Source organism: Streptomyces sp. NPDC048825 (assembly GCF_043198355.1).
Lineage (GTDB): Bacteria > Actinomycetota > Actinomycetes > Streptomycetales > Streptomycetaceae > Streptomyces > Streptomyces xiangluensis.
In genome coordinates this window covers 1-24,599 of the sequence record NZ_JBICUR010000018.1, presented here as the reverse complement: position 1 = coordinate 24,599, position 24,599 = coordinate 1, and the positions used below count along the sequence as shown (strand labels likewise).

Annotated in this window: 22 protein-coding genes; 11 read left to right on the top strand and 11 right to left on the bottom strand. The window is 69.6% G+C overall.

Annotated features, from left to right (window positions below):
- Positions 1–6: 6 nt before the first annotated feature.
- Both ACGFNK_RS34875 and ACGFNK_RS34870 read right to left on the bottom strand, forming a co-directional pair.
- A complete protein-coding gene (locus tag ACGFNK_RS34875; RefSeq protein ID WP_393422410.1) occupies positions 7–384 on the bottom strand; it encodes a hypothetical protein in 378 nt (125 codons plus the stop codon).
- A 121-nt stretch (positions 385–505) separates the two neighbouring features.
- Complete coding sequence (locus tag ACGFNK_RS34870) at positions 506–2,146, bottom strand: AMP-binding protein (protein ID WP_393422408.1); 1,641 nt, start codon at positions 2,144–2,146, stop codon at positions 506–508.
- A 399-nt stretch (positions 2,147–2,545) separates the two neighbouring features.
- Here ACGFNK_RS34870 and ACGFNK_RS34865 point away from each other — a divergent pair, with 399 nt between their 5' ends.
- The 3 genes from ACGFNK_RS34865 (at position 2,546) to ACGFNK_RS34855 (ending at position 7,312) form a co-directional block, all read left to right on the top strand.
- A complete protein-coding gene (locus ACGFNK_RS34865; RefSeq protein WP_393422406.1) occupies positions 2,546–4,228 on the top strand; it encodes an ATP-binding protein in 1,683 nt (560 codons plus the stop codon).
- A complete protein-coding gene (locus tag ACGFNK_RS34860) occupies positions 4,216–4,863 on the top strand; it encodes a response regulator (protein WP_386350700.1) in 648 nt (215 codons plus the stop codon). The genes ACGFNK_RS34865 and ACGFNK_RS34860 overlap by 13 nt, the downstream gene beginning before the upstream one ends.
- Before the next feature lie 232 nt (positions 4,864–5,095).
- Positions 5,096–7,312 carry an alpha-L-fucosidase gene (locus ACGFNK_RS34855; protein ID WP_393422404.1) on the top strand — a complete coding sequence of 739 codons (2,217 nt, stop codon included), beginning with the start codon at positions 5,096–5,098 and terminating at the stop codon, positions 7,310–7,312.
- 242 nt (positions 7,313–7,554) lie between these two features.
- Here ACGFNK_RS34855 and ACGFNK_RS34850 read toward each other — a convergent pair whose 3' ends face one another.
- Positions 7,555–7,686, bottom strand: a complete 132-nt coding sequence (locus ACGFNK_RS34850; RefSeq protein WP_393422402.1) for a hypothetical protein — start codon at positions 7,684–7,686, stop codon at positions 7,555–7,557.
- Between the two features lie 60 nt (positions 7,687–7,746).
- Here ACGFNK_RS34850 and ACGFNK_RS34845 point away from each other — a divergent pair, with 60 nt between their 5' ends.
- Both ACGFNK_RS34845 and ACGFNK_RS34840 read left to right on the top strand, forming a co-directional pair.
- Positions 7,747–9,228 carry an aldehyde dehydrogenase family protein gene (locus tag ACGFNK_RS34845; protein WP_393422400.1) on the top strand — a complete coding sequence of 494 codons (1,482 nt, stop codon included), beginning with the start codon at positions 7,747–7,749 and terminating at the stop codon, positions 9,226–9,228.
- A gap of 296 nt (positions 9,229–9,524) precedes the next feature.
- Complete coding sequence (locus tag ACGFNK_RS34840; protein ID WP_393422398.1) at positions 9,525–9,731, top strand: hypothetical protein; 207 nt, start codon at positions 9,525–9,527, stop codon at positions 9,729–9,731.
- A gap of 12 nt (positions 9,732–9,743) precedes the next feature.
- Here ACGFNK_RS34840 and ACGFNK_RS34835 read toward each other — a convergent pair whose 3' ends face one another.
- A complete protein-coding gene (locus ACGFNK_RS34835; protein WP_393422396.1) occupies positions 9,744–10,121 on the bottom strand; it encodes a winged helix-turn-helix transcriptional regulator in 378 nt (125 codons plus the stop codon).
- A 102-nt stretch (positions 10,122–10,223) separates the two neighbouring features.
- On the opposite strand from ACGFNK_RS34835, the gene ACGFNK_RS34830 reads away from it, so the two are divergent.
- Positions 10,224–10,862 carry an NAD(P)-dependent oxidoreductase gene (locus tag ACGFNK_RS34830; protein ID WP_393422394.1) on the top strand — a complete coding sequence of 213 codons (639 nt, stop codon included), beginning with the start codon at positions 10,224–10,226 and terminating at the stop codon, positions 10,860–10,862.
- Positions 10,862–11,290: a nitroreductase family deazaflavin-dependent oxidoreductase gene (locus tag ACGFNK_RS34825; RefSeq protein WP_386350290.1), complete on the top strand. Its 429-nt coding sequence runs from the start codon at positions 10,862–10,864 to the stop codon at positions 11,288–11,290. Before ACGFNK_RS34830 ends, ACGFNK_RS34825 begins: the two co-directional genes overlap by 1 nt.
- Positions 11,291–11,458: 168 nt before the next feature.
- Here the strand turns inward: ACGFNK_RS34825 and ACGFNK_RS34820 are convergent, their stop codons facing one another.
- The gene (locus tag ACGFNK_RS34820; RefSeq protein WP_393422392.1) at positions 11,459–11,911 is read right to left on the bottom strand and encodes a flavodoxin family protein; all 453 of its coding nucleotides are present in this window, start codon (positions 11,909–11,911) and stop codon (positions 11,459–11,461) included.
- Between the two features lie 49 nt (positions 11,912–11,960).
- Between ACGFNK_RS34820 and ACGFNK_RS34815 the strand changes: the two genes are divergently transcribed.
- Complete coding sequence (locus ACGFNK_RS34815) at positions 11,961–12,650, top strand: class I SAM-dependent methyltransferase (protein ID WP_393422390.1); 690 nt, start codon at positions 11,961–11,963, stop codon at positions 12,648–12,650.
- Between the two features lie 22 nt (positions 12,651–12,672).
- Here ACGFNK_RS34815 and ACGFNK_RS34810 read toward each other — a convergent pair whose 3' ends face one another.
- Positions 12,673–13,872 (bottom strand): M20 family metallopeptidase, encoded by a 1,200-nt coding sequence (locus tag ACGFNK_RS34810; RefSeq protein ID WP_393422388.1) that lies wholly within the window; start codon positions 13,870–13,872, stop codon positions 12,673–12,675.
- A 64-nt stretch (positions 13,873–13,936) separates the two neighbouring features.
- Positions 13,937–15,496 carry an AbgT family transporter gene (locus ACGFNK_RS34805; RefSeq protein ID WP_393422386.1) on the bottom strand — a complete coding sequence of 520 codons (1,560 nt, stop codon included), beginning with the start codon at positions 15,494–15,496 and terminating at the stop codon, positions 13,937–13,939.
- A 124-nt stretch (positions 15,497–15,620) separates the two neighbouring features.
- On the opposite strand from ACGFNK_RS34805, the gene ACGFNK_RS34800 reads away from it, so the two are divergent.
- A complete protein-coding gene (locus ACGFNK_RS34800; protein WP_386350276.1) occupies positions 15,621–16,646 on the top strand; it encodes an AsnC family transcriptional regulator in 1,026 nt (341 codons plus the stop codon).
- A 67-nt stretch (positions 16,647–16,713) separates the two neighbouring features.
- Here ACGFNK_RS34800 and ACGFNK_RS34795 read toward each other — a convergent pair whose 3' ends face one another.
- The 4 genes from ACGFNK_RS34795 to ACGFNK_RS34780 form a co-directional block, all read right to left on the bottom strand.
- Positions 16,714–17,358 (bottom strand): LuxR C-terminal-related transcriptional regulator, encoded by a 645-nt coding sequence (locus ACGFNK_RS34795; RefSeq protein ID WP_393422384.1) that lies wholly within the window; start codon positions 17,356–17,358, stop codon positions 16,714–16,716.
- Positions 17,346–18,563: a sensor histidine kinase gene (locus ACGFNK_RS34790; protein ID WP_393422382.1), complete on the bottom strand. Its 1,218-nt coding sequence runs from the start codon at positions 18,561–18,563 to the stop codon at positions 17,346–17,348. Before ACGFNK_RS34790 ends, ACGFNK_RS34795 begins: the two co-directional genes overlap by 13 nt.
- Before the next feature lie 123 nt (positions 18,564–18,686).
- Positions 18,687–19,871 carry an NAD(P)/FAD-dependent oxidoreductase gene (locus ACGFNK_RS34785; protein ID WP_393422714.1) on the bottom strand — a complete coding sequence of 395 codons (1,185 nt, stop codon included), beginning with the start codon at positions 19,869–19,871 and terminating at the stop codon, positions 18,687–18,689.
- A gap of 192 nt (positions 19,872–20,063) precedes the next feature.
- Entirely contained in the window at positions 20,064–21,542 is a 1,479-nt protein-coding gene (locus ACGFNK_RS34780) for an MFS transporter (RefSeq protein WP_393422380.1), read from the bottom strand.
- 197 nt (positions 21,543–21,739) lie between these two features.
- On the opposite strand from ACGFNK_RS34780, the gene ACGFNK_RS34775 reads away from it, so the two are divergent.
- Together ACGFNK_RS34775 and ACGFNK_RS34770 are read left to right on the top strand one after the other, a co-directional pair.
- Positions 21,740–23,257, top strand: coding sequence for an alpha-N-arabinofuranosidase (locus tag ACGFNK_RS34775; RefSeq protein WP_393422378.1), 1,518 nt, complete (start codon positions 21,740–21,742; stop codon positions 23,255–23,257).
- A 100-nt stretch (positions 23,258–23,357) separates the two neighbouring features.
- A complete protein-coding gene (locus ACGFNK_RS34770) occupies positions 23,358–24,380 on the top strand; it encodes a LacI family DNA-binding transcriptional regulator (protein WP_393422376.1) in 1,023 nt (340 codons plus the stop codon).
- Positions 24,381–24,599 lie beyond the last annotated feature (219 nt).

Sequence of the window (24,599 nt, the reverse complement as noted above, 5' to 3'; positions counted from 1 at the left end):
CACGGACTACGTCATCCGTCGCGCGGGGCCGGCGCCCCGTTGCCCCGGTCGGGGCCGCGGTGCCTGGTCGAGGTGGATCCGCACCTGGCGGTCGTCCTCTTCCCAGAGGGCTTCCACCACGGCATGCAGCCGCTGGACGTCGATGCGCCACATCGGTGAGCCGTAGCGGTCGTCACGCGTGATGCCGTCCTGCGGTACGGCGTCGGCCAGCAGGCCCCGGCGATCGGACGTACGGGCCGCTTCGCCCGCCTCGTCCGCGAACTCCACGTAGAGGGATGTGTCGCGGAAGGGCACCCAGATGTGCGTGGCCCCACGGTCACTCGTCCCGCTTCGCGCCGTCATGCCAGTACAGCCGTCGGACGGGGTGGAGGTGTCGAGGGTCATCGGGACTCCTTGGGATCGAGTGAGGAATCGACGGATCAACGAGGAATCGAGTCAGAGGGCGGGACGAACGAGGTCGACTCCGTCGCCGAGACCGCCGTTCAGCACGTCTCGCGCCCGGCCGTCACGATCCGTCGCCCGAGCCGGAGTCCTGGGCGGTCTTCCTGGCCCAGGCGATCTCGAGCTTGCCGGTCGGGGTGCGCGGCAGGGTCTCCGTCAGGACGACGGAGCGCGGCACCTTGTAGCCGGCGAGGCTTCGCCGTACCCAGTCGCGCAGTTCCTCGACGGTGGCCGTCGCGCCGGGCGGGACCGCCACGACGGCCGCCACCCGTTCTCCCCACGTCTCGTCGGGGATGCCCACGACGACGCAGTCGGTCACCGCGGGGTGCGTCAGCAGGACGTTCTCCACTTCCTGGGGGTGCACCTTCTCGCCGCCGGTGTTGATCACGCCCGAGCCGCGGCCGAGGAACCGGATCGCGCCGTCGGCCTCGATCCGGGCGAGATCGCCGGGGATCGCGTACCGGACCCCGTCGATGGTGCGGAACGTCGTCGCGCTCTTCTCCGTGTCCTTGTAGTAGCCGAGCGGCATGGGGCCGCAGTAGGCGAGATGCCCGGCCTCGTCACTGCCCGGTTCGACGAAACGGTCGCCGGTGCCGATCACCCGCGTCGCGGGCACGGGGAAGAAGCGCGCGGGCAGATCTCGTACGGACGAGGTCATGGCGAAGGCGAACGGGCCCCCTTCGCTCGACGCGATGGCGTCGATGACCGTGACCTCGGCGCGTTCGTGCAGCGACTGCTTGAGCGGATCGCTGAGAGCGGTGCCGGAGCTGAGGATTCTGCGTACGGAGCTCAAGTCGTGCGGCGTTCCGGCCTGTTCCGCGTGGACGAGTTCGTCGACGAGCGGCCGGCATACGGCGTTGCCGGCGACGATGACCGTGTCGACCCGCTGCTCGGCGATCGTGTGCCAGACGTGCTCCGGATCGAGACCGCCCTGCCGCGCGGTGACCGCCCGGCCGCCCACCATCAGCGCGCCCATGGTGTTGAACAGCCCGGTGGCGTGCATCAGCGGCACCACGGGCATGGTCGTCGGGGCGCGGCCCTCGCCGTGTGCCTCGGCCGCGACGGCCACGACCTCGTCGAGGGTCGCAGGGAGTCCGGTGACACCGAGCGGGTGGAAGATCGGGACCACGAGGGAGTGCAGCAGATCGCTCTGCCGCCATACGACGCCCTTCGGCTTGCCCGTGGTCCCGCCGGTGTACATGAAGAGGCGGTCCGATCCGGGGCGCTGCTGCGTCTCGCGCGGTGCATGCGCCGCCAACAGGTCCTCCAGCTCGGGCACGGCAGGTCCGGTCGGGCCGTCGGCGTGTGGCTCACCTGCCCTGACCAGCAGCTTCAGCGTGGGCACATGCTGCGCCGCATGCGTGACCCGGTCGGCCAGGGTGCCGCTGAAGACGAGTGCCGCCGCGTCGGCGTCGGTGAGGAGTTCGGAGAGTTCCTCGCCGGTGTAGCGGTAGTTGGCGTTCACCGGCACGGCACCGAGCTTGAAGGCGGCGAAGACCGTCTCCAGGTAGGCGGCGCCGTTGTAGAGGTAACAGGCCACGGTGTCGCCGACGCGTACCCCGGCCACCTCCAGTGCGGCGGCCAGCCGTGACGCGCGCTCGTCGAACTCCCGGTAGGTGGTCTCACGACCGGGTTCCGCGACGGCGACGGCATCGGGCAGCGCACGGGAGACCGCCTCCCAGATCGTGCCGATGGACACGTCCATTTCCTCAGACCTCCTTGTCTTCGGGGGCTTCGGGTCTCGGACAGACCGCGCGGCCGGACACGCCTCATGTGCGGCCCCGTGGTTCCGGAGCGCGGGGGTCCGGTGGATGCACGGGGCGCTCTCCTCAACGTAGGCAGGTGGCGTCCGCGCGGGAACGCGAGCAATGACGCAACCGGCTCGGCGCTTCGACCGGGCGGTGAACAGGTCGAATGACGTAGGCCCGGCCCGAATCCGCCGGGCTACGATGCTTGAGCGGACCGCGACTCGCCTCGGTCCGCTCACCAGCCCGCCCCTTCGTCGATGTGTCGACATGGTGCAGTGTGCAGTGGCCCTCGCAGTGGTCTTCGGGGCGGGTTCGTCGCTCGTCGATGATGACGATGGTGAGGAGATGGATCGGTCATGCCAGGTACGCCGCTCGTGGGCTGGGACGACATCGCGGCCGTCGCGCCCGACGGCCTCGCGGTACTGGACTGCGTGGGCCGGTTCGTACGGCTGAACCCGGCCGCGGTCGCGTTGTGCGGCGCGGGGGAGGAGGCCGAGCTGCTCGGTGTGCCGGCTCCGTTCGCGCTCGCGGAGGGTGATGGCGCCTGCTGGGTGGGCCTGCTGGAGGAGCAGCCGGAGGGCCACTCGGACGGGCCGTCGGAGGAGCGGTCGGACGCGCAGGTGGCTCACTGGGTGTCCGCCTCCGGAGCCCGGCGCGAGTTCGCCTACCGGGCCCGTACGCTGGCGTCCGACCCGAAGTTCACCGTCGTGTCGTTCCGCGATGTGACCGATGAATCGCACCGGCAGCGCAGGCTCGTGGCGATCGCCCGCACATCGATCGCGCTGGCCACGGAGGGCTCGCTCGGCTCTACCCTGGACGCCGTGGCCCAGCAGATCGTGCAGGCCGACGGACTGGCCGGAGCGCAGATCCTCACCTTGGACAGCACGGGCCGGGAACTGAGGCTGATGGGCTCCGCGGGGCTGCGGCACTGGGATGTGTTCCTCGACCGGTTGCTGGAGTGCCGCGACCGGGGCGCCCGGCTGTGCATGCTCGACAGCATCAAGGAACGTAAGCCCATCGTCGTCCCCCACCGGTGGGCCCAGATCCGTGAGGACCCGGCCTGGGAACCGCTGCACGCCTACCTCGGCGAGCTGAACTGGGACTCGTTCGTCAGCGTTCCGCTGATGGCGCGCGGCCGTCCCGAGGGCGTACTGAACGCGTACTTCGCACCCGGGCAGGAGATCGGCAGCCGCACGCTCGAGTTCCTCGGCGCCATGGCGGAACAGGCGGCCCTCGCCGTCGACTACGCCACGCTGCTGCAGAGCGAACGCGAAGGGGCACGCCGCAACGAGCGCCGGCGCCTCGCCCGAGATCTGCACGACTCGATCGTCCAGCAGGTGTTCTCCATCGGCATGCAGGCCAACGCGGCCGGAGTGCTGGGCACCCGCGGCGGGCCGGTTCCCGCGGAGGCCGTCCAGCAGTTCGCGGCCGAGGTCGGAGCACTCTCCCGGACGGTGCTCGCCGACCTGCGGGCGATGGTGCACGAGCTGCGTCCGCCCTCCTCCGCCCGGCTCGGACTGGAGGACGCGGTGAGCGCGCTCGTCAAGAGCACCGAGAACCGTACGGGCCTCGCCATCCGCCTCATCCGCGACCAGGAACTGGACGTGATCGAACCGGAACTGGCCGAGGACATGTACCGGATCATCGCGGAGGCCATCCACAACGTGGTCAAGCACGCGGAGGCCACCACCGTCACCATCCGCCTCGGCGTCCGCGACCACACACTGACCGCGAGCGTACGAGACGACGGGCGCGGGATCGCGGCGTCCGCCGGGCGAGGGAACGCCCCGGAGGGGAAGGCCGGCCGGACGGCCCGCCATCACGGCTACGGACTGACCACCATGCGGGAAAGGGCTGAACGATGGGGCGGCACCATGAGGATCAGATCCGGCGCGAAGAGCGGTACGACCGTGCGCGTCGTCATTCCCCTCCCCGTACGGGTGCCGGAGTCGCCCCCCACGGACCCGGAGAGCTCCCGGAGCGCCCGGTCGGCGGTCCCGCTCCCGGAGGCGGCGAAGCCCGTCCGATCCGGGTCCTGATCGTCGACGACCACGCCGTCGTACGCCGCGGAATCCGCGCGTACCTCGAGGTCCTGGACGACATGGAGGTGGCCGCGGAGGCCGCCGACGGGCAGGAGGCGCTCGCCCGGCTGGACGCGATGGCCGCGCACCGGGAACTTCCCGACGTGGTGCTCATCGACCTGCTCATGCCGAGGATGGACGGGGCGACGACGATCGGAGTGATCACGAACCGTCATCCCGAGGTACGGGTCGTCGTGCTCACCAGCTTCGGCGAGATGGAACGCGTCCACGCCGCGCTCGCGCAGGGCGCCGCCGGCTACCTGCTCAAGGACGCCGAAGCGGGGGAGGTGGTCGCCGCGATCCGCGCGGCGGCCCGCGGTGAGGTCTTCCTCGACCCCGAGGTGGCCAGGGGACTCACCCAGGAGATCGTCTCCCCGCCGACCGGTCTCGCCGCGCTCACCGGCCGGGAACGCGACGTCCTCGTCCTGGTCGCCGAGGGCCGGTCGAACCAGCAGATCGCCGACGAGCTGGTGATCAGCGAACGCACGGCCCGCACCCACGTGAGCAACGTCCTGCGCAAACTCCGGCTCACGTCACGGACGCAGGCCGCGCTGTTCGCGGTACGGCAGGGACTGGTGCCGCCGAGGGCCTGAGTGTCGAACGACGTTCACGCATGGAGGCAGCTTGGAGTCAGGGGGCAGCGCTCCCGAGCGGATCAGCTCACGGAGCTGATCGATGGCCTTGCCCGTCGGAGACATGTGATGTCTCCGCCTGCATAAACGGCGCAATTAAGCAATAAAACGGTCAATTCTCTTGCCCTTGCAAGCGCATTCATCGCTTCACACCCGTTGACAGTAGTGGGTGGCGTGCCTGACGTTCGTGCGTATGTCGCAATCGATCAGCAGACGAAGGCTCTTGACCGGCACCACGGCCGTCGTGGCGGCCACAGTGGCCACCGACGTGTTAGCAGCCGGAGGTGCCCTGGCCGCTCCGAGGACCTACAAACCCACCTGGGACTCCGTGAACCGACACCCCGCTGCCCCCGAGTGGTTCCGGGACGCCAAGTTCGGCATCTACTTCCACTGGGGCGCGTTCAGCGTGCCCGCGTACGACAGTGAGTGGTACCCGCGCAACATGTACGAGGACGGCAGCAAGGCGAACCAGCACCATGTCGCCACGTACGGCAGCCCGTCCGCGTGGCCCTACCACAACTTCGTCAACGGGGCGGCCGACCTGGCGGGCAACCACAAGGAGTTCGCGCCGAAACTCAAGTCGGAGGGCGGCGACTTCGACCCCGACGAGTGGGCCCAGCTGTTCGTCGACGCCGGCGCGAAGTACGCCGGGCCGGTCGCCGAGCACCACGACGGCTACTCGATGTGGGACAGCCAGGTCAACGAGTGGAACTCCGTGGACAAGGGCCCGCGGCTGAACCTGCTGAAGCTGTTCACCGACGCCATCCGCGCCAGGAACCTGAAGCTGCTGGTGGCGATGCACCACGCGTACAACTTCACCGGCTACTTCGAGCACGCGCCGGCGCAGTCGGACCCGAGCCTGAAGAAGTTCTACGGGCAGCTGGGCGCGGAGCAGGAGAACCAGCTCTGGTACGACAAGCTCAAGGAGGTCGTCGACCGGGCCAGGCCGGACATCCTGTGGCAGGACTTCAACCTGACCGAGGTCGACGAACAGCAGCGGCTGAACTTCCTGGCGTACTACTACAACCAGGCCGACAAGTGGGGCAAGGAAGTCGTCGCCACCTACAAGGACGGCTTCAACAACCACGGCCAGGTCTTCGACTACGAGCGGGGCGGCCCGGCCGACCTCACCGCGCCCTACTGGCTGACCGACGACAGCATCTCCAGCTCCAGCTGGTGCTACACCGAGGGCATCGGCTACTACACGCTCCCGCAGGTGTTGCACTCGTTCATCGACCGGGTCAGCAAGAACGGCAACATGCTGCTCAACATCGCCCCGAAGGCCGACGGCACCATCCCGCAGGGCCAGCGCGACCTCCTGCTCGGCATCGGCGACTACCTCAAGCGCTTCGGCGAGTCGATCTACAGCACCCGGGCCTGGACCGCGTACGGCGAGGGCCCGACGAAGATGGGCGGTGGCTCCTTCACCAGGCCCACGGCCGGCACCGCGCAGGACATACGGTTCACCCGCGACAAGGCGGGCACCGTCCTGTACGCCACGGTCCTGGGCTGGCCCGGGAGTTCGCTGACGGTCACCACGCTCAGCTCCGACCGGATCGATCTGGACGCGTTGTCCTCGGTGAAGCTGCTCGGCTCGACGGCCGGCGAGTACATCGACCTCGCCACCCCGGTCCAGGACGCGACCGGGCTGAAGGTGACCCTTCCGTCGACGGCGCCCTTCGACGCCCCCGCGTACGTCCTGAAGCTCCGCTTCTCCGGCCGGATTCCGGTACTGCAGCCCCTCACGGGCGCTCTGCTGTTCAAGGACGCCGACTACCGCGGCGACAGCGCCGTACTCGCCCTCGGCAGCTACACCGCCGAACAGCTGACCCTCGCCGGAATGCCGCCGCGCACCCTCTCCTCACTCAAGCTGGCTCCGGGGTACCGGATCGTCGGCTACTCCGGCGACGACTTCACCGGTACGTCGTGGACCTTCACCGCGGACAGCACCGGCATCCGGAAAAAGATCACCTCACTGAAGGTGATCCTCAACCCGTCGGCCTGGTTCAGGATCACCAACGTCACCAACGGCATGGCCCTGGACAGCGGCGGCGACGTCTCCAGCGGCTCCGACCTCAAGCAGCGGACCTGGGGCGGTGAGGCCGACCTGCAGTGGCACGCGGTCGACCTCGGCAACGGCTACTACAAGCTCGAGAACCGCACCAACGGCATGGTCGCCGACGGATGGGGTGCCACCGGCGACGGCGCCACCGTCAGACAACAGGACTGGAACGGCCACACCGACCAGCAGTGGCTGCTCACCCACCGCGGCGACGGCAGGTACTCCATCGCCAACCGCACCACGGGACTCGTCCTGGACAGCGGCGGCAACGTCTCCTCCGGTTCCGCCGCCAAGCAGTGGACGTGGGGCACCAGCACCAACCTGCTGTGGAGGTTCACCGCCGTCTGAACCATGGCCCCGTCCTCACGAGGCCGCCTGTCCTGCCGACCGCGACGGATGTCCCGGACCGACCGGGACAGAAGTCGCCGTCAGGTGCCGTCATCGGAAGGATCCGTCGAGCCCGGCGGCGTTCCTACGCTCAGGGAGTCGACGTACCGGCTCCCGGCGCAGGAGATCATCATGACGCACACCGGACGGGTGCCCGTTCAGGCTTCGGCTTCTCAGTCGTGAGCTTCTCTGGCGGCGGATCCTCAGACGTGCGGTACCGCGGCGACGCGGGCGAAATCCGCGCTGATGTCTCCGGCGGTCTGCGGCAGCAGCGGCAGACGGGTCTCGACGAGCCGCTCGACCGACGTCTCGGCGGCGTGGGCGTTGTCCGTCATACGGATATCTGTCCGCTGATCATATAGACCTCCCTGATCCTTGATCCCTTGGAGAGCCGCATGTCCGAGAAGCTCGAAACAGACCCAAAGGAGACCCGGGCGGAAGCCGTCCGGACCGGACTGCTCATCGACGGCAAGACCGTCGAGACCGAAGGGTGGACTGCCGTCCACGACCCCGCCGCCCCCGACCGGATCGTCGGCCATGCCGCCGCGGCGACCCCGGACCAGGCCCGCGCGGCGGTGGCGGCGGCGGACGCGGCGTTCCCCGGCTGGGCCGCGATGCCTGCCCGCCGGCGAGCGGAGATCCTCGGTGAGGCGCTCACCCTGCTCGAGGACAGCGCGGCCGAGCGAGCGGCCCTGATGACCCGCGAGAACGGCAAGATCGCCTTCGAGAGCCAGATCGAGATGGGGGTCTTCGTCGCGCGGACCCGGGCGGCGATCGACCTGGTCGACAACCTTGACCAGGTGCGGCGCCTCGACGGTCCGCCGCTGACCTCGCACATTTACCGGCTCCCCATGGGCGTGGTCACCGTCATCGTGCCGTTCAACTGGCCGATCGCGATCCTGGGAGCGAGCCTGCCGTACGCGCTGCTCGCCGGGAACACGGCCGTGGTCAAGCCCCCGCCCACCGTGCCGCTGTCCATGGTGCGCACCCTGGAACTGTTCGCCGCGGGACTCCCCGCCGGCGTACTGAACGTCGTGACCGGCAGCAACGACGCGGTCTCCCCACTGCTCACCGACCCCCGCGTCCGGAAGATCGTGTTCACCGGCAGCACGGCCGCCGGCAAGAACATCATGGCCGCCGCCGCGCAGAACCTCGCCTCGGTGACCCTTGAACTCGGCGGCAACGACCCCGCGATCGTCATGGACGACGCCGTACTCGACGAGGAGCACCTGGGGCGGCTCGTCACGGGCGCGTTCCTGACGAGTGGCCAGGTCTGCATGGCCGTAAAGCGGGTGTACGTCCACCGCTCCCGGTACGACGAACTCGTCGACCAACTGACCTCCGCCCTCGACACCCAGCGCGTGGGCCCGGGAACCGATCCCGCCTCGACCATGGGCCCGCTCAACAGTGCCACTCAGCGCGACAAGGTGAACGCCATGCTGGCTGAGGCGGCCCGCGCGGGAGCCGAGATCCGCGAACTGGGCACCCTGGCCCCCGCCGCCGCCTCCTCGGGAGGACACTTCCTGCGCCCCGCCCTCGTCCTCGATCCCGACCCCGGCCTGAGGATCGTCACCGAGGAACAGTTCGGCCCCGCCCTGCCGATCCTGCCCTTCGACGACGTCGACTCGGTACTGGACCAGGTCAACAACGACTGGTCGGGCCTGTGCTCCTCGGTCTGGAGCGCCGATCCCACCCGCGCGGCGGCCCTCGCGGAGCGGTTGCGCACCGGCACCACCTGGATCAACCACGCCAACGCCGTCGCCTGCGACGACCGAGCCCCCTTCGGCGGCTTCCGCCAGAGCGGCATCGGACGCGAGATGGGCCCGGACGGGCTGCTCTCGTTCACGGAACCGCACACCATCACAACGCAGGGATAGAAGCAGGTACGTACGGACCGCAGGGATGGAAGCAAATACGGCTGGACCCCGCCTGCGTCCCCGGGCGGGGTCCAGCCGTGTTCCGGCTCTTCTTCCTCTGGGCCAGGCGAGCGGCACGGACACCGTGTCGTACGTGGTGTTCTCATCCCGGATCGGCGTGTTGAAGCGCGAGTTGGGAAGGTGCAGCCGCCCCTTGTAGGCGGGGCCGCGGTGGGCTCATCGAAGCGGTTGTCCCTGATCACCCGGACCGCAGTGCCCGCCTGGCCGACCGGTTGGGCTGGATCACGTCCACTTGGTTGCTGCCCGGCGGGACGACGGGGGCCGAGTTCGCGGCCATGCGCCACTTCGCGCTCAACGGCACCGATCACCGCAGCCACTACGAGCAGAACGCCGCCAGTGCCGTCCACGTCCGCTGGCGCAACACCCGCGCGGAACCGAAGACGAACTTCGCCCCCGACTCACCCATCCGGAAGTGGACCCAATACCCGGCCAAGACTGCGTGACGCACCGGCCTCCTAGCCGGTATTGCCGAGCGGTGAGGCCGCTTCGCGTGCGTCGATCAGCTCGTCCCAGTGCTCCGCTGCCCAGGTGCACGCTGCGGCCATCGGCAAAAGGAGGCTGCGGCCGAGCGGGGTCAGTTCGTATTCGACCCGGCGCGCCGGCTCGGCGTGGACCGTGCGTGTGACCAGGCCATCACGCTCGAGCGCACGGAGCGACTGGGTGAGTACCTTGGCAGAGATGCCGTGGAGCGGGATCCGCAGCTCCGAGAACCGCCGCGGTCCCTGTTCGAGGCAGCGGATGATCATCCCTGCCCATTTGTCGCCGAAGCGGATCGGTGAGAGAGCGGACGGGCAGACCGGGTCGAACATGTCGGGATCCAGTGGCTCAGTCACCGCCCCACAGTAGTCGGTATCTCCTTGGTAACCAGGGCCTTCCCTATCGTCCGGGGGAAGTGGTCGGCGTTCGGGCCCGGCCTGCGGATTCGAGGGGAAGCCATGAGCCAGATCATTGTCTTCGGTGCCGGCGGCAGGGCAGGCCGGGCCGCCGTCGCAGAGGCCCGCAGCCGTGGTCACCAGGTCACCGCAGTCGTGCGTGACCCAGCCAAGTACGCCGATCTGTTGGCTGTGGACGGCGTACGGACCGTCGCGGGCGATGTCACCCACGCCCGCAGCGTCGCCCAGCTGTCCATCGGACACAATGCCGCGATCAGCGCGGTCTACGATGCCGCCGCGCACCCCGAAGCCTTCTTCGCCGGCGCATCCCGTGCCCTCCTCGACGGCCTGGCGCAATCCGGCGTCAACCGACTGGTGGGAGTCGGCCTGGCCTCGGTGCTGGAGACCGCCTCCGGAGCCCTCCTTATGGACACACCTGGCTATCCCCAGGACTACCGTGCCTTCTACCTGGGGCACGCGGCAGGAACGGACGTGCTGCGCACGGTGACTCCCGGATTGGACTGGCTGGTCCTCAGCCCGGCGGGCCACTTCGACCACGACGGTGCCCGCACCGGCAGGTACCGGGTGGCCCCGGCCGAGGCGACCAGCCGCATCTCCTACGCCGACTTCGCGATCGCGTTGCTCGACGAGATCGACAATCCGCAGCACCACCGCACGCACGTCGGCGTCGAGGCCGGCTGATGGACAGGCAGGAGGAAATCGCCGACAGTCCGAACGAGTGGGTGGCGCAACACATCCGCCATTACCTCGAGACGAACGGCCAAGCCAGACCAGGCATGAACGACCTGCTCCTGACGACCCGCGGCCGCAAGTCCGGGAAACTGCGCCGCACGGCCCTGGTCCATGTGCGGGATGGCGACCGCTACATCCTCGCCGCTTCCAATGCGGGAGCCGATCAGCACCCAGCCTGGTATCTCAACCTGACCGCAAACCCGAACGTCACGGTCCAGATCGGCCCGGAAAGCTTCCCCGCAGCCGCGAGGACCGCCACGCCCGATGAGAAACCGCGACTGTGGGAGCTCATTGTGGCGGCCGTTCCGTCTTACCAGGGCTACCAGGAGGCGACCAGCCGTGAGATCCCGGTAGTGATCATCGACCGCACCTACTGATCATCTGCGGTCCGCCGATCCGCTGAGACCAAGACCCCACCACCTCGAGGCGTCCGGCCGGAGGAACACTCCGCCCGGCCTCCACCAGCACCTTCGTGATCAGCACCGAGAGACAGCCGGACACCGTCCGACAGCATGTCCTGACTCTCCCGGCACAAGGGCCTGCCGTCAGTCCATCAACCCCGCCGCGACCGTCGCCCCGAGCTCCCAGCAAGCCTCGATGTCGGCCTTGCCCGGCTCGCCGGTGACGGTCACCGGCTCGGCCGCACGGCGCCAGCCGAGGCCCGTCGTGATCGACTCGATCCCGCGCAGGGCGCCTGTCACGTCGCTTCCGCCGTGCACGTAGAAGCCGAAGGGGCGGCCTCGTGTCGCGTCCAGGCAGGGGTAGTACACCTGGTCGAAGAAATGCTTGAGGGCGCCGGACATGTAGCCGAGGTTCGCCGGAGTGCCGAGCAGATAGCCGTCCGCGGACAGTACGTCCGACGCCGTCGCGGACAGCGCGGCGAGCCGTACGACCCGTACGCCCTCGATCTCCGGGTCCGTCGCGCCGGACACGACGGCTTCGAACATCGCCTGGCAGTTGGGCGAAGGCGTGTGGTGCACGATCAGCAAGGTAGCCACGTCCCGAACCGTAACGCCGGTCGGGCGCAGTTGTCGGCCGCGCCCGGGGATGCGACGATGCCCGGCACTGCACACCGCAACGGGAGGGCGTGCCTTGGCCGACGGGGATCAGGGGCAGCGGGCGGCGGCGGTCTTCGACGTGCTCGGGCCCGTGTACGAGAAGGCGTTCGCCCATTCCGAGGCGCACTTGGCGTCGCTGGAGTGGCTGCTCGGGAGGCTCGCGCCCGGCAGCCGGGTGCTGGATGTCGGCAGCGGAACGGGGCGTCCCACTGCCTCGACCCTCGCCGCGGCGGGCCACGACGTACTGGGGATCGACGTCTCACCCGTCATGGTGGAACTCGCCACCCGGCAGGTGCCCGACGCCACGTTCCGCCGCGCCGACATTGCTGAAGTCCCCCTCGGGGACGGCTCGTTCGACGCGGTCTGCGTGTACTTCTCGCTGCTGCAGATGTCCCGTGAGCAGCAGTCGGGCCTGATACGGCGACTGGCGCGGGGCCTGCGGCCGGGAGGCAGTCTGCTGCTCGCCACCGTGCCCGCCGACGTGGAGGACGTCGAGGTCGTGTTCATGGGTCAGCCCGTCCGGGCGACGAGCTTCGCCACCGAGGACCTCGTCTCCCTTGTGAACAGGGCAGGTCTCGAGGTGGAGTCCGAGCACCACACGATGTTCACCCCGGCCCACCCCGGTGCCGTCGCCGAGCCCCACGTCTTCCTGTACTGCCGACAGGAGCCGACCGCCTGACCTCACCGAGGGGCACCCTGGCTCAGCCCCCCAGCGGCTCTGCCAGTCGTCCCAGCAGTCCCGCGACCAGGGCCGTCTGGGCGGGCACAGTGTCGGGGTAGATGAACTCGCCCTGAGCGTGGGCCCCGTCCCCGACCGCACCCATGCCGCACAGCACCGGGAACCCGAGCGCGGCAACGAAGTTGGCGTCGCTCGCACCGCCGACCGCCGCGTCGGGCAAGCCGTCGCGTCCCTGCTCGCGGGCAACCTCGCGAGCGAGGTCGAGCAAAGGGGCGGAGGCGGTGTTGAGGGTCATCGGCGGCCGGTTCCAGGCGTGTTCGATGTCGATGCGTACGCGGGGGTCGCTGACCTTGATGGCGTCGAACTCGGCGTCCACGCGGTCCTGTTCCGCCTCGCTGCTGACCCGGATGTCGATGGTGGCGGTGGCCTGGCCGGCGACGACGTTCGTACCCGAACCGCCCTTGATGAGCCCGGTGTTGACCGTCGTCCCCCTCGCGGGGGAGGCGACGGCCGCGGCGGCGACCACGAACTCCGACAGCGCGGTGATCGCGCTCGCCCCGTCCTGAGGAGCGAGCCCTGCGTGCGCCTCGACGCCGGTGGCCGTGACCCGGAAGATCCCGGAGCCCTTGCGGCCGGTCTTGACCGCGCCGTGGGCGGTCGGCTCCAGCACCAGCGTGGCGTCGGCCTTCTGCGCGACCTCCTCGATCACCGGCCGCGAGGACAGGGAGCCGATCTCCTCGTCGCCGTTGAAGACGAAGGTGACGGCGGGCACGCGTACGCCACTCTCCCGCACCAGCCTCAGGGCCCAAATGCCTTGTGCCAGACCGGTCTTCATGTCGAAGATGCCCGGCCCGCTGAGCCTCACCCGACCGTCGTCGGACGCCTCCGGCGGCTCCCATCCGGCAAGCGTGCCGGTCGGCCATACCGTGTCGTAGTGCCCGACGAGCGCGACGTGCCCGGCGCCGGTGTCGGTGCCGGGGTAGGTCAGCGTGAGGGTGTCGCCGAACGCGCCGCCGGGGTGGCGCTGTTCGTGGTCGGGCCGACCGAGGCGGTGACAAGCGACCTCGCGCAGGAGGTCCAGGCCCGCCGTGAGGCCGGGCAGATCGTAACTGCTGGTCTCGTGGCGGACGAGGGTCAGGATGTCGGTGACGATCTCCGACGCGGCCTCCTGGGCGCGGGCGGTGAGGGGGGAGGCAGCGGGCGAAGCGGGCGATGCGGTCATGATCTGCTCTGTCTGCTTTCTGGTACGAAGGTGGGGGGTGGCGTTTGCCGGCAGAAGGGCGGGGTCAGCTGATGCCGAAGGGGACGCCCAGCAGGTACCAGGCCACGAAGAACGCGATCCAGACGACCCAGACGACGGCGGCGATCGGGATCGTGAAGGAGGCCAGGGTGCCGATGCCGGCGGACTTGCGGTACTGCTGGATGAAGCCCAGCGCCATCACGAAGTACGGGCTCATCGGGGTGACGCAGTTGGTGACCGAGTCGGCGACGCGGTAGACGGCCTGGGTGGTCTCGGGGTCGATGCCGATGAGCATCAGCATGGGTACGAGGACGGGGGCGGCCAGCGCCCACAGCGCGGAGCCGCTGGTGATGACGAGGTTCATGAACGTGATCAGCACGGCGATGCCGACGAGCACGGTCCATCCGCTCATGTCCAGGTCACGCAGGACCTCCGCGCCCTTGACGGCGAGGATGTTGCCGATGTTCGTCCACTTGAAGTAGGCGAGGAACTGGGAGATCGCGAAGAACAGGACGAGGATCGGCGCCATCGAGCGGGTGCCGTCGGCCATCGCGGCGATGATGTCGCGGGAGGCGGAGAAGGTGCCGGTCATGCGGCCGTAGACGGCGCCGAGCACGGCGAAGAACAGGCCCAGGACGAGTGCCATCCCGCCGATGAGCACGGAGTCGACGATGCCGCCGTCCTCGCCTCGCAGCGGTGAGGACGCGGGGATCATGGCCACCACCAGGAACGCGATGAAGCCGAGGGCGACCAGCCCGGTCGCACGCAGGGCACGGCGCTGCTGCTCGGTGACCTCGATCGCCTCCAACTCGTCGGCGTTCAGCGCGGCGACCGGCTCGTCGGGCTCCAGGTCCGTACGGCGGGCGAGGACCTTGTCGACGACGAGCGTGATCACCAGGGCCACGAGGACCGACGAGCCCAGCCCGAAGAAGTAGTTGGCCACCGGCGTGACGACGTAGTCGGCGTCGATGGTGTGGGCGGCGGCGGTGGAGATCCCCGACAGCAGTACGTCAGTGGTGGTGAGCGAGGGGGAGGCGTCGTAGCCGGCGGAGATCGATACGTAGGCGACGATGCAGCCGAGCACCGGACTGCGGCCCGCCGCACGGAAGATGAGCGCGCCGAGCGGGATGAGAGTGACGTAGGCGGCGTCGCCTGCGACATGGCTGACCATGGCCGTCATCGACAGCGCGAAGGTCAGGTACTTGCCCGGCACCCGCGCGACCATGCGGCGCAGCAGGGCGGAGAACAGTCCGCTCTTCTCGGCGACGGCGATGCCGAACATCACGGTGAGGATCGTGGCCAGCGGCGGGAAGGCCGCGAAGTTGTCGACGGCCCCCTCGACCGCCATGGTGAGGCCGTCCCTGCTGAGCAGGTTCTCCACCTTGATGGTCTCGTCCGTGCCGGGGTGCACGGCGCTGACGCCGACCCACGCCAGTACGGCGCTGAGGACGGCGACGACCCCCGCGAGGATCCAGAACAGCCAGAACGGGTTGGGGAGTTTGTTACCGACCTTCTCGATCGCCGCGAACGCGCGGAACGCGGTGCGCAGGGCTCTCGACTGTGGCTCGGTCGGCTGAGGCTGAGGTTGAGCGGAGGTGGCACTCATCGGTACCCCTTCGTGCATTGAGGGACGTTCCTGCGAACAATGGCACCAGGATGAGAGATTCTCCAGTCTCTGGATGTAACAGTGGGATTAACCGGCAAGCTCTGGCGGTCTAAGGTGGGGCATCATGAGCCGCCCTCTCCTCGACGATCTCGACCGTCGCCTCATCGGAGCGCTGCACCTGGCACCCCGCGCCACCTGGGACGACATCGGCGGGATCCTGTCCGCCGACCCCAGCACGCTCAAACGCCGTTACGACCGGCTGTACGAGGCGCGGATGGTCCGCGTGATCGGGCAGGCCGCCTGGGGAATGCACTCCACGGCGATGCCGGTCCACGTCTTCCTGGACATCACCGGCGAAACCCCGCTCGCCGTCCTCCGCCGGCTCCAAGACCTGCCCCACCTCCAGCTCCTGGCGCAGATCTCCGGCGACCATCCCCTCTATGCCGTCGTCCACGCCCCTTCGGAAGCGGCCACCAGCGAGGCGATCGACCGGATGTTCTCCGTCCCCGGCGTACGCCGCGTCAAAGCGCTGCCCGCCCTCAGCACCCATCGCCGGGGCCACACCTGGGACCCCCAGTTCCTCACCGAGACCGAACGTGCGGACCTGCTCGAACTCGCCGGCGCCCGCCCCGAGGGCACCGCGAGCGCGACACCCCCCGCCAAGCCGCTCAGTGAGGCCGAACGCACCGTCGTGGCCCAGCTGATCCAGGACAGTCGTGCATCCGCCGCGAGCATCGCCCGAGCCGCCGGCCTGGCCACCTCCACCGCGCACCGCGTCGTCCGCCGGGTCCTCGACGAGGGATGGGTCAAGCCACGCCTGGAGATCGTCTCGGAATGGCTCGGCTTCCAGACCCCGTTCATGCTCCGCCTGCGGGTGGCCCCCGGCGAGACCCCCGACGTCATGCGCCGTATCGACCGGCTCCCGCAGACCCGGCTCGCCGCCCACGTCGCCAGCGACATGTCCGTACTCGCCACCGGCCTGGTCACCGACCGCTCCGCCGTGGCGCACTTCATCGACAACGAGCTGGCCAAGATCCCCGGCATCCTCACCGTCAGCGTCGACGTGATGCTCGTGGAGCCGCGCCGCTACTGGCTGGACCGCGACCTCGACTCCGGTCTCGGGGAGTTCCACGCACCGGCGCTGCTGTGAGAGCCCGAGCGTGATTCAACTCCGACGCCAAAGACCGGCCGGGCAATGCACCCCGGCGCCCCACCGCCTACTGGCTGTTGAGGTAGGTCAGCACGGCGAGCACCCTGCGGTGGCCGCTGTCGCTCGGCGGCAGGCCGAGTTTGAGGAACACATTGCCGATGTGCTTGCTCACGGCGCGATCGGTGACGACGAGGGTCTTGGCGATGGTGGTGTTGTCGTGGCCCTCGGCCATCAGCTTGAGCACCTCGCGCTCGCGTGGGGTCAGCGAGTCCAGGGGCGAGCCGCCACGCCGGGTGAGCAGCTCGGTGACCACCTCCGGATCAAGGGCCGTACCGCCGGCCGCGACCCGGTCCAGCGCGTCGAGGAACTCGTCCACCCGGCCCACCCGGTCCTTGAGCAGATAGCCGACCCCGCTCGCCCCGCCACCCAGCAACTCGGCGGCGTACGACTCCTCCACGTACTGCGAGAGCACGAGCACCGGCAGTCCGGGGATCTTCTCGCGGGCCACGAGCGCGGCGCGCAGGCCCTCGTCCCGGAAGCCGGGAGGCATCCGGACGTCGAGCACGGCCACGTCCGGGCGGTGCTCCAGCAGCGCCGGCAGGGTCTCGGGGCCGGTGCCGACGACGGCCGGCACTTCATGCCCGGCCGAGGTCAGCAACAGCACGAGCCCTTCTCTGAGCAGGGCGTTGTCCTCGGCGATCACCACACGCACGGCAGCTCCACTTCGATCACGGTTGGTCCCCCGAGGGGGCTGGTCACGGTCACTGTCCCGTCCAGGGCGGCCACTCGGCGGCGGATTCCCAGCAGGCCGGAGCCGCCGTTCTCGTCCGCGCCGCCCCGGCCCTCGTCCTGGACGACGGCTCGCAGCCCGTTGCGGAGCCGTTGCAGGTCGACCGACGCGCGCCTGCTCCCGCTGTATTTGGCGGCGTTGGTGAGAGCCTCGGCCACCGCGAAGTAGGCGGCTGCCTCGACCGCGGCCGGTGCCCGGAGCCCGTCGTCCTCCAGGCCTTCCACGCGCACGGCCACTTCCATGCCTCCCCCACTCTCGGCTTCGCTCGAGCGGGGGGACCCCCACCCGGCCGTCAACGCGCGCACGGCGCCGACGAGGCCACGGTCGGTGAGGATCGGCGGGTGAACGCTACGGACCACGTGGCGCAGCTCGGTCAACGCCTCCTCGGCCTGGTCCTGCGCGACGGTCAGCAGCTTGCGTGCGGCCACCGGGTCACGGTCGTACGCGCGCAGCGCCAGCCCGATCCGCATGGACAGGGCGACGAGCCGGGCCTGTGTCCCGTCGTGCAAGTCCCGTTCGATACGGCGCAGTTCGGCGCCGTGCGCCGCGATCGCGTCCGCCCGGGTGGCGGCCAGTTCCTCGACCCGTGCGGCGAGCCGCGCCTTGGGCGAGGGCTTCAGCAGGGCCTGTGACCAGTCGGCCTCCAGGTCGGCGAGGCGGATGATCAACGGCAGGACGCAGGCCTCACGTCGCAGCAGCCCGGCCCGTACGCTGTCGACGACCAGAGCCGGCGGCCAAAGGGGCAGCGCCAGGAACACCAGGGCCCCGTAGACGTAGTACGCGCCCATCCACCGCAGGTCGGTCAGGGTGCCGGGGTCCCGGACCGCGGTACGCAGACGTGGCCCCAGCGTCCCGGTGAGCGGCTGGTACGCCTCGGGGACCCTCCGGCCCGTCCAGGCGGCCGTCGTGGCGCGCTTGGCCCTGGCGATCCGGCGGATCAGCAGTACCGTCTCGGGCAGCATCCACGCACCCACGACCGCGAGCGTGCCGATCGCCGTGATCAGCAGCACGGTGACAAAGAGGTACAGGCCGAAGGCCATCGCCGCGGCAACGACCAGATGGACCGTGGCCCGCGCAGCCTGCCGCAGCGTCCAGCCCAGGCCGGCCACGCTATCCGCCGGGTGCATGCACATACCGCCTGCTCCGGTGACCACGCGGCTGGTCCCTGCGGTCCTGCATGAGCAATCTCCTTGCCGACTTGGCTGACGGGCGGGAGGCGAACTCGTACGCTCCCGCCCGGGTGGTCGGGGTCAGACCGTCCCGGTTCCGGCGGCCGTTACGGCGTCGCGCCACTCCACGCCGCCCGCGACGGCCTGCCGCCAGGCCCGGACGGCCTTGGGCGGCATGCCGACCGCGAGGGCGCCGGTGAGCTTCTCGCCGGTGCGGTAGGCAGCGATGAACCGGCGCTCGGCCAACTCCCCGTCCACGATGGTGACTTCGTCGTGACCGCGCAGGTATCCGTACGCCTGGATCTTCATGTCGTACTGGTCGGACCAGAAGTACGGCACCGGCGCGAACGGCTTGCGAGCCTGAGGCGCGGCGAGCAGATTGCGGGCGGCGGCCATGCCCTGCTCGGCGGCGTTCGTACGGTGCTCGATTCGCATCGACGTTCCGAAGAGCGGGTTGTACCAGCGGGCGACGTCACCGGCCGCGTACACGCCCCTGGCGGCTTCGCAGTACTTGTCGCAGATGACCCCGTCGCCGACCCCCAGACCGCTGTCCGCGAGCCACTCGGTGTTGGGCTGTGAGCCGATGGCGACCAGGATCTCGTCGGCCTCGACCACCTCCCCGTCCGCGAGCCGCACGCCCTCCTCGGTCACCTCGGTCACGGTGACCCCGGTACGCAGCCCGACGCCCCGGTCGAGATGAGCGCGTGAGAGCAACTGGCCGATCTCGGTGCCGACCGCGTGGGCCAGTGGGACGGGGGCGGGTTCGAGCAGGGTCACCTCGGCGCCCAGGCGCCGGGCGACGGCCGCGGCCTCGGCGCCGAGGAACCCGGCGCCCACCACGACCAGACGACTGCCCGGCTTCAGCCGGTCGCGCAGGGCGAGGGCGTCGTCCAGGGTGCGCAGCACATGTGCGCCCTCGCCGGGCAGCCGCCGGGGCCGTACACCGGTGGCCACGATCAGCCCGTCGTACGGCACCCGCGACCCGTCGGCCAGGCCGACCGTGCGGTCCGCCACGTCCAGCCCGGTCGCCGCAAGGCCCAGCCGCAGGTCGAGACGCAGGGCGCCGAGATCGTCCTCCGGACGCAGCGGCAGTCGCCCGGCCGTCCACTCACCCGAGAGGATCTGCTTGGACAGGGGAGGACGGTCGTACGGAGGATGCGGTTCGTCACCGATGAGGGTGAGCGTGCCGTCGTAACCCTCCCGGCGCAGGGTCTCGGCCGCCGCGAGCCCGGCGGCCGAGGCACCGACGACCACGATCCGCTTCATCGCCACGTCCAGTTCCACACGCATGGTTGTCACCTCGGGTCTTTCTCGGTTCTGTGGGGGATGGGAGGGGAGCTCGGCCACCGGTATGGAAGCGGAGCCGGCTGATAGCTCCGGTCAGTTCTCTGACATCGAGCAGACGTGGTCCGCATCACGTCGCGGGTGCTGGGTCTGAGCGGGCTTACAGCGGGGTGCTCACGCCCCGGAGACCGCCGCCGGCTCCGCGGCCCCCTCGTCCACCGGGGCCACCGGGGCCGCGGCCCTCTGACGAGGGATGAAGGAGGCGAAGAAGAAGGCGAGGAGAGCCGCACCGGCACCAAGTGCCATGACCACCTTGAAGCCGTTCTCGGAGGGCAGGGGGAAGCCGCCGAAGTCGGTGGTCATCTGCGCCAGGATGACGCCGGCGAGCGCACTGGCGAACGACGTGCCCATGGACCGCATCAAGGTGTTGAGGCTGTTGGCCGCGGCCGTCTCGGACGCGGGAACCGCACCCATGATCAGGGCTGGCATGGCGCCGTAGGCGAAGCCCACGCCGCCGCCGATGATGCAGGCGACCAGCACGATGTGCCAGACCTCGGACATCAGCACCACGCTCAGGCTGTAGCCGGCGGCCACGATCACCGCGCCCGTCATCAGCGTGATCTTCGGGCCCTTCGCCTTGGTGATGCCCGCGGACACGGCGGACATCACCATCATGACCAGGCCCTGCGGGGCCAGGATCAGACCGACGGCCAACATGGACTTGCCGAGGCCGTAGCCGGTGGCGTCGGGCAGTTGCAGGACCTGCGGCAGGACGAGCGACATGGCGAACATCGAGAAACCGAGCGCGACCGAGGCGAGGTTGGTGAACAGCACCTGACGGCGGGCGGAGGTGCGCAGATCCACCAGCGGCTGCGCGGTGCGCAGCTCGTACCGGCCCCACATCAGGAAGACGACGATCGAGGTGCCGAACAGGCCGAGGGTGGTGCCGCTGGTCCAGCCCCAGTCGCCGCCCTTGGAGATGGCCAGCAGCAGGGACACCAGCGCGGCGGACAGACCGAGGGCCCCGACCAGGTCGAAGCTGCCGCCGGTGCGGACCTTCGACTCCGGCACGATCAGCAGGACGAGCGCGAGAGCCACGACACCGAGGACGGCAGAGGTCCAGAACAGCATGTGCCAGTCGTAGTTGTCGGCGATGAACGCGGCCGAGGGCAGGCCAAGGGCGCCTCCGACGCCGAGCGAGGCGCTCATCAGCGCCGTGGAGCCGGCGAGCCGCTCGGCGGGCAGTACGTCGCGCATGACGCTGATGCCGAGCGGGATGACGGCCGCCGCCAGGCCCTGCAGGGTCCGGCCCACGATCATCGGGACGATCGAGTCGCTCAGAGCGCAGACGACCGAACCTGATATCAGCAGCACGATGCTGACCAGCAGCATGCGGCGCTTGCCGTACATGTCACCGAGGCGGCCGACGACCGGAGTCGCGACAGCGGCGGCCAGCAGGGTGGCGGTGACGGCCCAGGCGGTGTTCGACGCCGAGGCGTCCAGATACTTCGGCAGCTCGGGAACGATCGGAATGACCAGGGTCTGCATCAGTGCGACCACGATGCCGGCGAAGGCCAGGACCGCCACCACGGCGTTCGACCTCGGTGGGGAGGAAGACCCGGCCTTGGCGTCTGGGGCAAGGGCGTCGGACATGGAGGGCCTCCGTCGGAGAGCGGGATTGCTTGACTTACGCAACCTTAGGCAGGTTACTTGAGTTAAGCAAGCTCCAAGATTCCCTTCTGTCGTCCCTCTTGACACAGTCGCCACGCAGCGTGAGATTTTATCGATACAAATCTTGCCAGGCACGCCCCTTCACCGCCCACGCACCACCACGCCCCTGGAGACCATCCGTGGCCAACGCCATCGCGATCATCAACCTCGACATCGAGGGCCCGAAGATCAGCCGCCACCTCTACGGTCACTTCGCCGAGCACCTCGGCCGCTGCGTCTACGGCGGTTTCTGGGTCGGGGAGGACTCGCCGATCCCCAACGAGGGCGGCATCCGTCTCGACGTCGTCGAGGCGCTGCGTGCCTTGAACATCCCCAACCTGCGCTGGCCCGGCGGCTGTTTCGCCGACGAGTATCACTGGAAGGACGGCATAGGCCCCCGGGACGAGCGGCCCCGCATGGTGAACACCCACTGGGGCAACGTGGAGGAGAACAACCACTTCGGCACCCATGAGTTCATGGCGCTGTGCGAACTGCTCGGCGCCGAGCCGTACATCAGCGGCAACGTGGGCTCCGGCACCGTGCAGGAGATGAGCGAGTGGGTCGAGTACCTGACCCGCGACGGGGACAGCCCCATGGTGCGGCAGCGCCGGGCCAACGGTCGCGAGGAGCCGTGGCGCGTGAAGTTCTGGGGCATCGGCAACGAGACCTGGGGCTGCGGCGGCAACATGCGCGCGGAGTACTCCGCCGACCTGGCCCGCCAGTACGCCACGTACTGCCGTGACCACGGCGACAACGAGCTGTACCGCATCGCCTCGGGCGCGTCCGACGACGACTACAAGTGGACCGAGACGCTGATGCAGCAGATCAACTGCTTCGGCTGCGAAGCCACCCCGCGCACCTTCTTCCAGGGGATCTCCGTCCATCACTACACGATGGCCGGGCTCTGGGAGGCGAAGGGCAGTGCCACCGATTTCGACACGGACGACTACTACCGGACGATGCTCTCCGCCCGGGAGATCGACCGGATCCTCACCGGTCACTCCACCGTCATGGACATCTATGACAGGGGACGCCAGGTCGGCCTGGTCCTGGACGAGTGGGGCACCTGGTGGGACGTCGAGCCGGGCACCAACCCCGGCTTCCTGTTCCAGCAGAACTCCCTGCGCGACGCGCTGGTGGCCGGCACGCACTTCGACATCTTCCACAAGCATGCCGACCGCCTGTACATGGCCAACATCGCCCAGACAGTCAACGTCCTGCAGGCGATGGTCCTCACCGACGGCGACGCGCTGGTCCTGACCCCGACCTACCACGTCTTCGAGATGAACAAGGGCCACCAGGACGCCACTTCGCTCGGCGTCCACCTGCGCGCGGAGGGCGCCCGCCGCCCGGTGGGGGACGCCGAGCTGGACACCCTGTCCGCCTCCGCCAGCGTCAAGGACGGGACGGTGCTCATCTCGCTGTCCAACCTCGACGCCGAGGAGTCCGCCGAGGTGACGCTCGACCTGCGGGGCGGCTCCGTCAGGGAGGCGACCGCCCGCATCCTGACCGCCGCCCGCCTCCAGGACCACAACACCGCTCAGGCACCGGAGACGGTCCGTCCGCGCGCCTTCGACGACCTGAAGGTCACCGACGGGCGAGTGGCCCTGACCCTGCCACCCCACTCGTTCGTCACCGTCCGGGCCCCGCTCGCCTGACCATGGGTCCTTCACCGTGCTCCGCGTCCGTTCGGCGGGCTGCGAGGCTGCGGTGTAATGGGTGTCGGGTGGGGGCGAGGACCGCAGACCTGGGGTGAACGTGGCAACGATTCAGGACGTGGCGAAGGCCGCCGGTGTCTCGGCGATGACCGTCTCGAATGTCATCAACGACCATCCCAATGTGCGTACGGCGACCCGGGAGAAGGTCCTCGCCGCGATGGCCCGGCTCGACTACCGGGTCAACGTGGCGGCCCGCAATCTGCGCAAGGGCCGCACCGGCACCATCGGTCTCGCCGTCCCCGAAGTGAACGGCTATTACGGCCGACTGGCCACCGCCATCATCGCCGCGGCCGAACGACACGGCCTCCGGGTGAGCATCGAGCAGACCGGAGCCTCGCGCGAGAACGAGCTGGACGTGCTGTCCATGTCGCGCAACCGGCTCTACGACGGGCTCATCCTCAGCACAGTGGGAATGGGCTCGGCCGACGTCGAACTGCTCAAGGTGGATTACCCGGTGGTCATCCTCGGCGAACGGATCTTCGGCGGTCCCGTGGACCACGTCGCCATGCCCAATGTCGAGGCGTCGTACGCGGCCACCCGCCATCTGATCGAACGCGGCTGCCGCCGCATCGCGCTGGTCTGCGGGCCGCTGACGGACGAAGTCGACGTGTCCAGCCTCCGCTTCACGGGCTACCGGCAGGCGCTGCTGAGCGCAGGTCAGCCCCAGGACCCCGAACTCGTGCAGAGCGTGGAGAGCTTGACGATGCGCGCGGGCGCGCTGCGCGCCCGGCAGATGGTGGAGAACGGGCTCGACTTCGACGGTGTCTTCTGCGTGACCGACACCGTGGCCGTAGGCGTACTGCGCGGTCTGGCCGACGCCGGCGTGCCTGTGCCGGAGCGGGTCAAGGTGATCGGCTTCGACAACATCGAGGAGAGCGAGTTCATCGTCCCCTCGCTGTCCACCATCGATCCGGACCACGACATGATGGCGCAGCGAGCGGTCGACCTTCTGGCCGGCCGGATCGAACGCAGCGAACGGAACGGGCGGACCGAACATGGGGCGGACCGGGAGGAGTTCGTCAGCTCCTACTCCGTGGTGATCCGGGAGTCGACCGGCAGCTGAGCCGACCACATGCCTCACAGACCAATCGCCTTCCGCGCGCTGCGGGTCCGCGGGCACGCGCCTTTTCGTCTCCGGGGCGTGGCTCCGATACGCCGTCCGGGGGTGGGCCCCCCCCCCGCGGGGGGCCCCCCCCCCCCCGGGGGGGGGGGGCGGGGGGGGGGGGGGGGGTGGGGGGGGCGCAGGAGGGCCCGGCGCGGGGGCCGCAGTGGCGGGGGGGGC

Bases quoted from the DNA above. Each gene is read 5' to 3' on its own strand.
- ACGFNK_RS34875 (WP_393422410.1), bottom strand. From the start codon at position 384: ATGACCCTCGACACCTCCACCCCGTCCGACGGCTGTACTGGCATGACG.
- ACGFNK_RS34870 (WP_393422408.1), bottom strand. From the start codon at position 2,146: ATGGACGTGTCCATCGGCACGATCTGGGAGGCGGTCTCCCGTGCGCTG.
- ACGFNK_RS34865 (WP_393422406.1), top strand. From the start codon at position 2,546: ATGCCAGGTACGCCGCTCGTGGGCTGGGACGACATCGCGGCCGTCGCG.
- ACGFNK_RS34855 (WP_393422404.1), top strand. From the start codon at position 5,096: ATGTCGCAATCGATCAGCAGACGAAGGCTCTTGACCGGCACCACGGCC.
- ACGFNK_RS34850 (WP_393422402.1), bottom strand. From the start codon at position 7,686: ATGACGGACAACGCCCACGCCGCCGAGACGTCGGTCGAGCGGCTCGTC.
- ACGFNK_RS34845 (WP_393422400.1), top strand. From the start codon at position 7,747: ATGTCCGAGAAGCTCGAAACAGACCCAAAGGAGACCCGGGCGGAAGCC.
- ACGFNK_RS34830 (WP_393422394.1), top strand. From the start codon at position 10,224: ATGAGCCAGATCATTGTCTTCGGTGCCGGCGGCAGGGCAGGCCGGGCC.
- ACGFNK_RS34825 (WP_386350290.1), top strand. From the start codon at position 10,862: ATGGACAGGCAGGAGGAAATCGCCGACAGTCCGAACGAGTGGGTGGCG.
- ACGFNK_RS34815 (WP_393422390.1), top strand. From the start codon at position 11,961: ATGCGACGATGCCCGGCACTGCACACCGCAACGGGAGGGCGTGCCTTG.
- ACGFNK_RS34810 (WP_393422388.1), bottom strand. From the start codon at position 13,872: ATGACCGCATCGCCCGCTTCGCCCGCTGCCTCCCCCCTCACCGCCCGC.
- ACGFNK_RS34805 (WP_393422386.1), bottom strand. From the start codon at position 15,496: ATGAGTGCCACCTCCGCTCAACCTCAGCCTCAGCCGACCGAGCCACAG.
- ACGFNK_RS34800 (WP_386350276.1), top strand. From the start codon at position 15,621: ATGAGCCGCCCTCTCCTCGACGATCTCGACCGTCGCCTCATCGGAGCG.
- ACGFNK_RS34790 (WP_393422382.1), bottom strand. From the start codon at position 18,563: ATGCACCCGGCGGATAGCGTGGCCGGCCTGGGCTGGACGCTGCGGCAG.
- ACGFNK_RS34785 (WP_393422714.1), bottom strand. From the start codon at position 19,871: ATGAAGCGGATCGTGGTCGTCGGTGCCTCGGCCGCCGGGCTCGCGGCG.
- ACGFNK_RS34780 (WP_393422380.1), bottom strand. From the start codon at position 21,542: ATGTCCGACGCCCTTGCCCCAGACGCCAAGGCCGGGTCTTCCTCCCCA.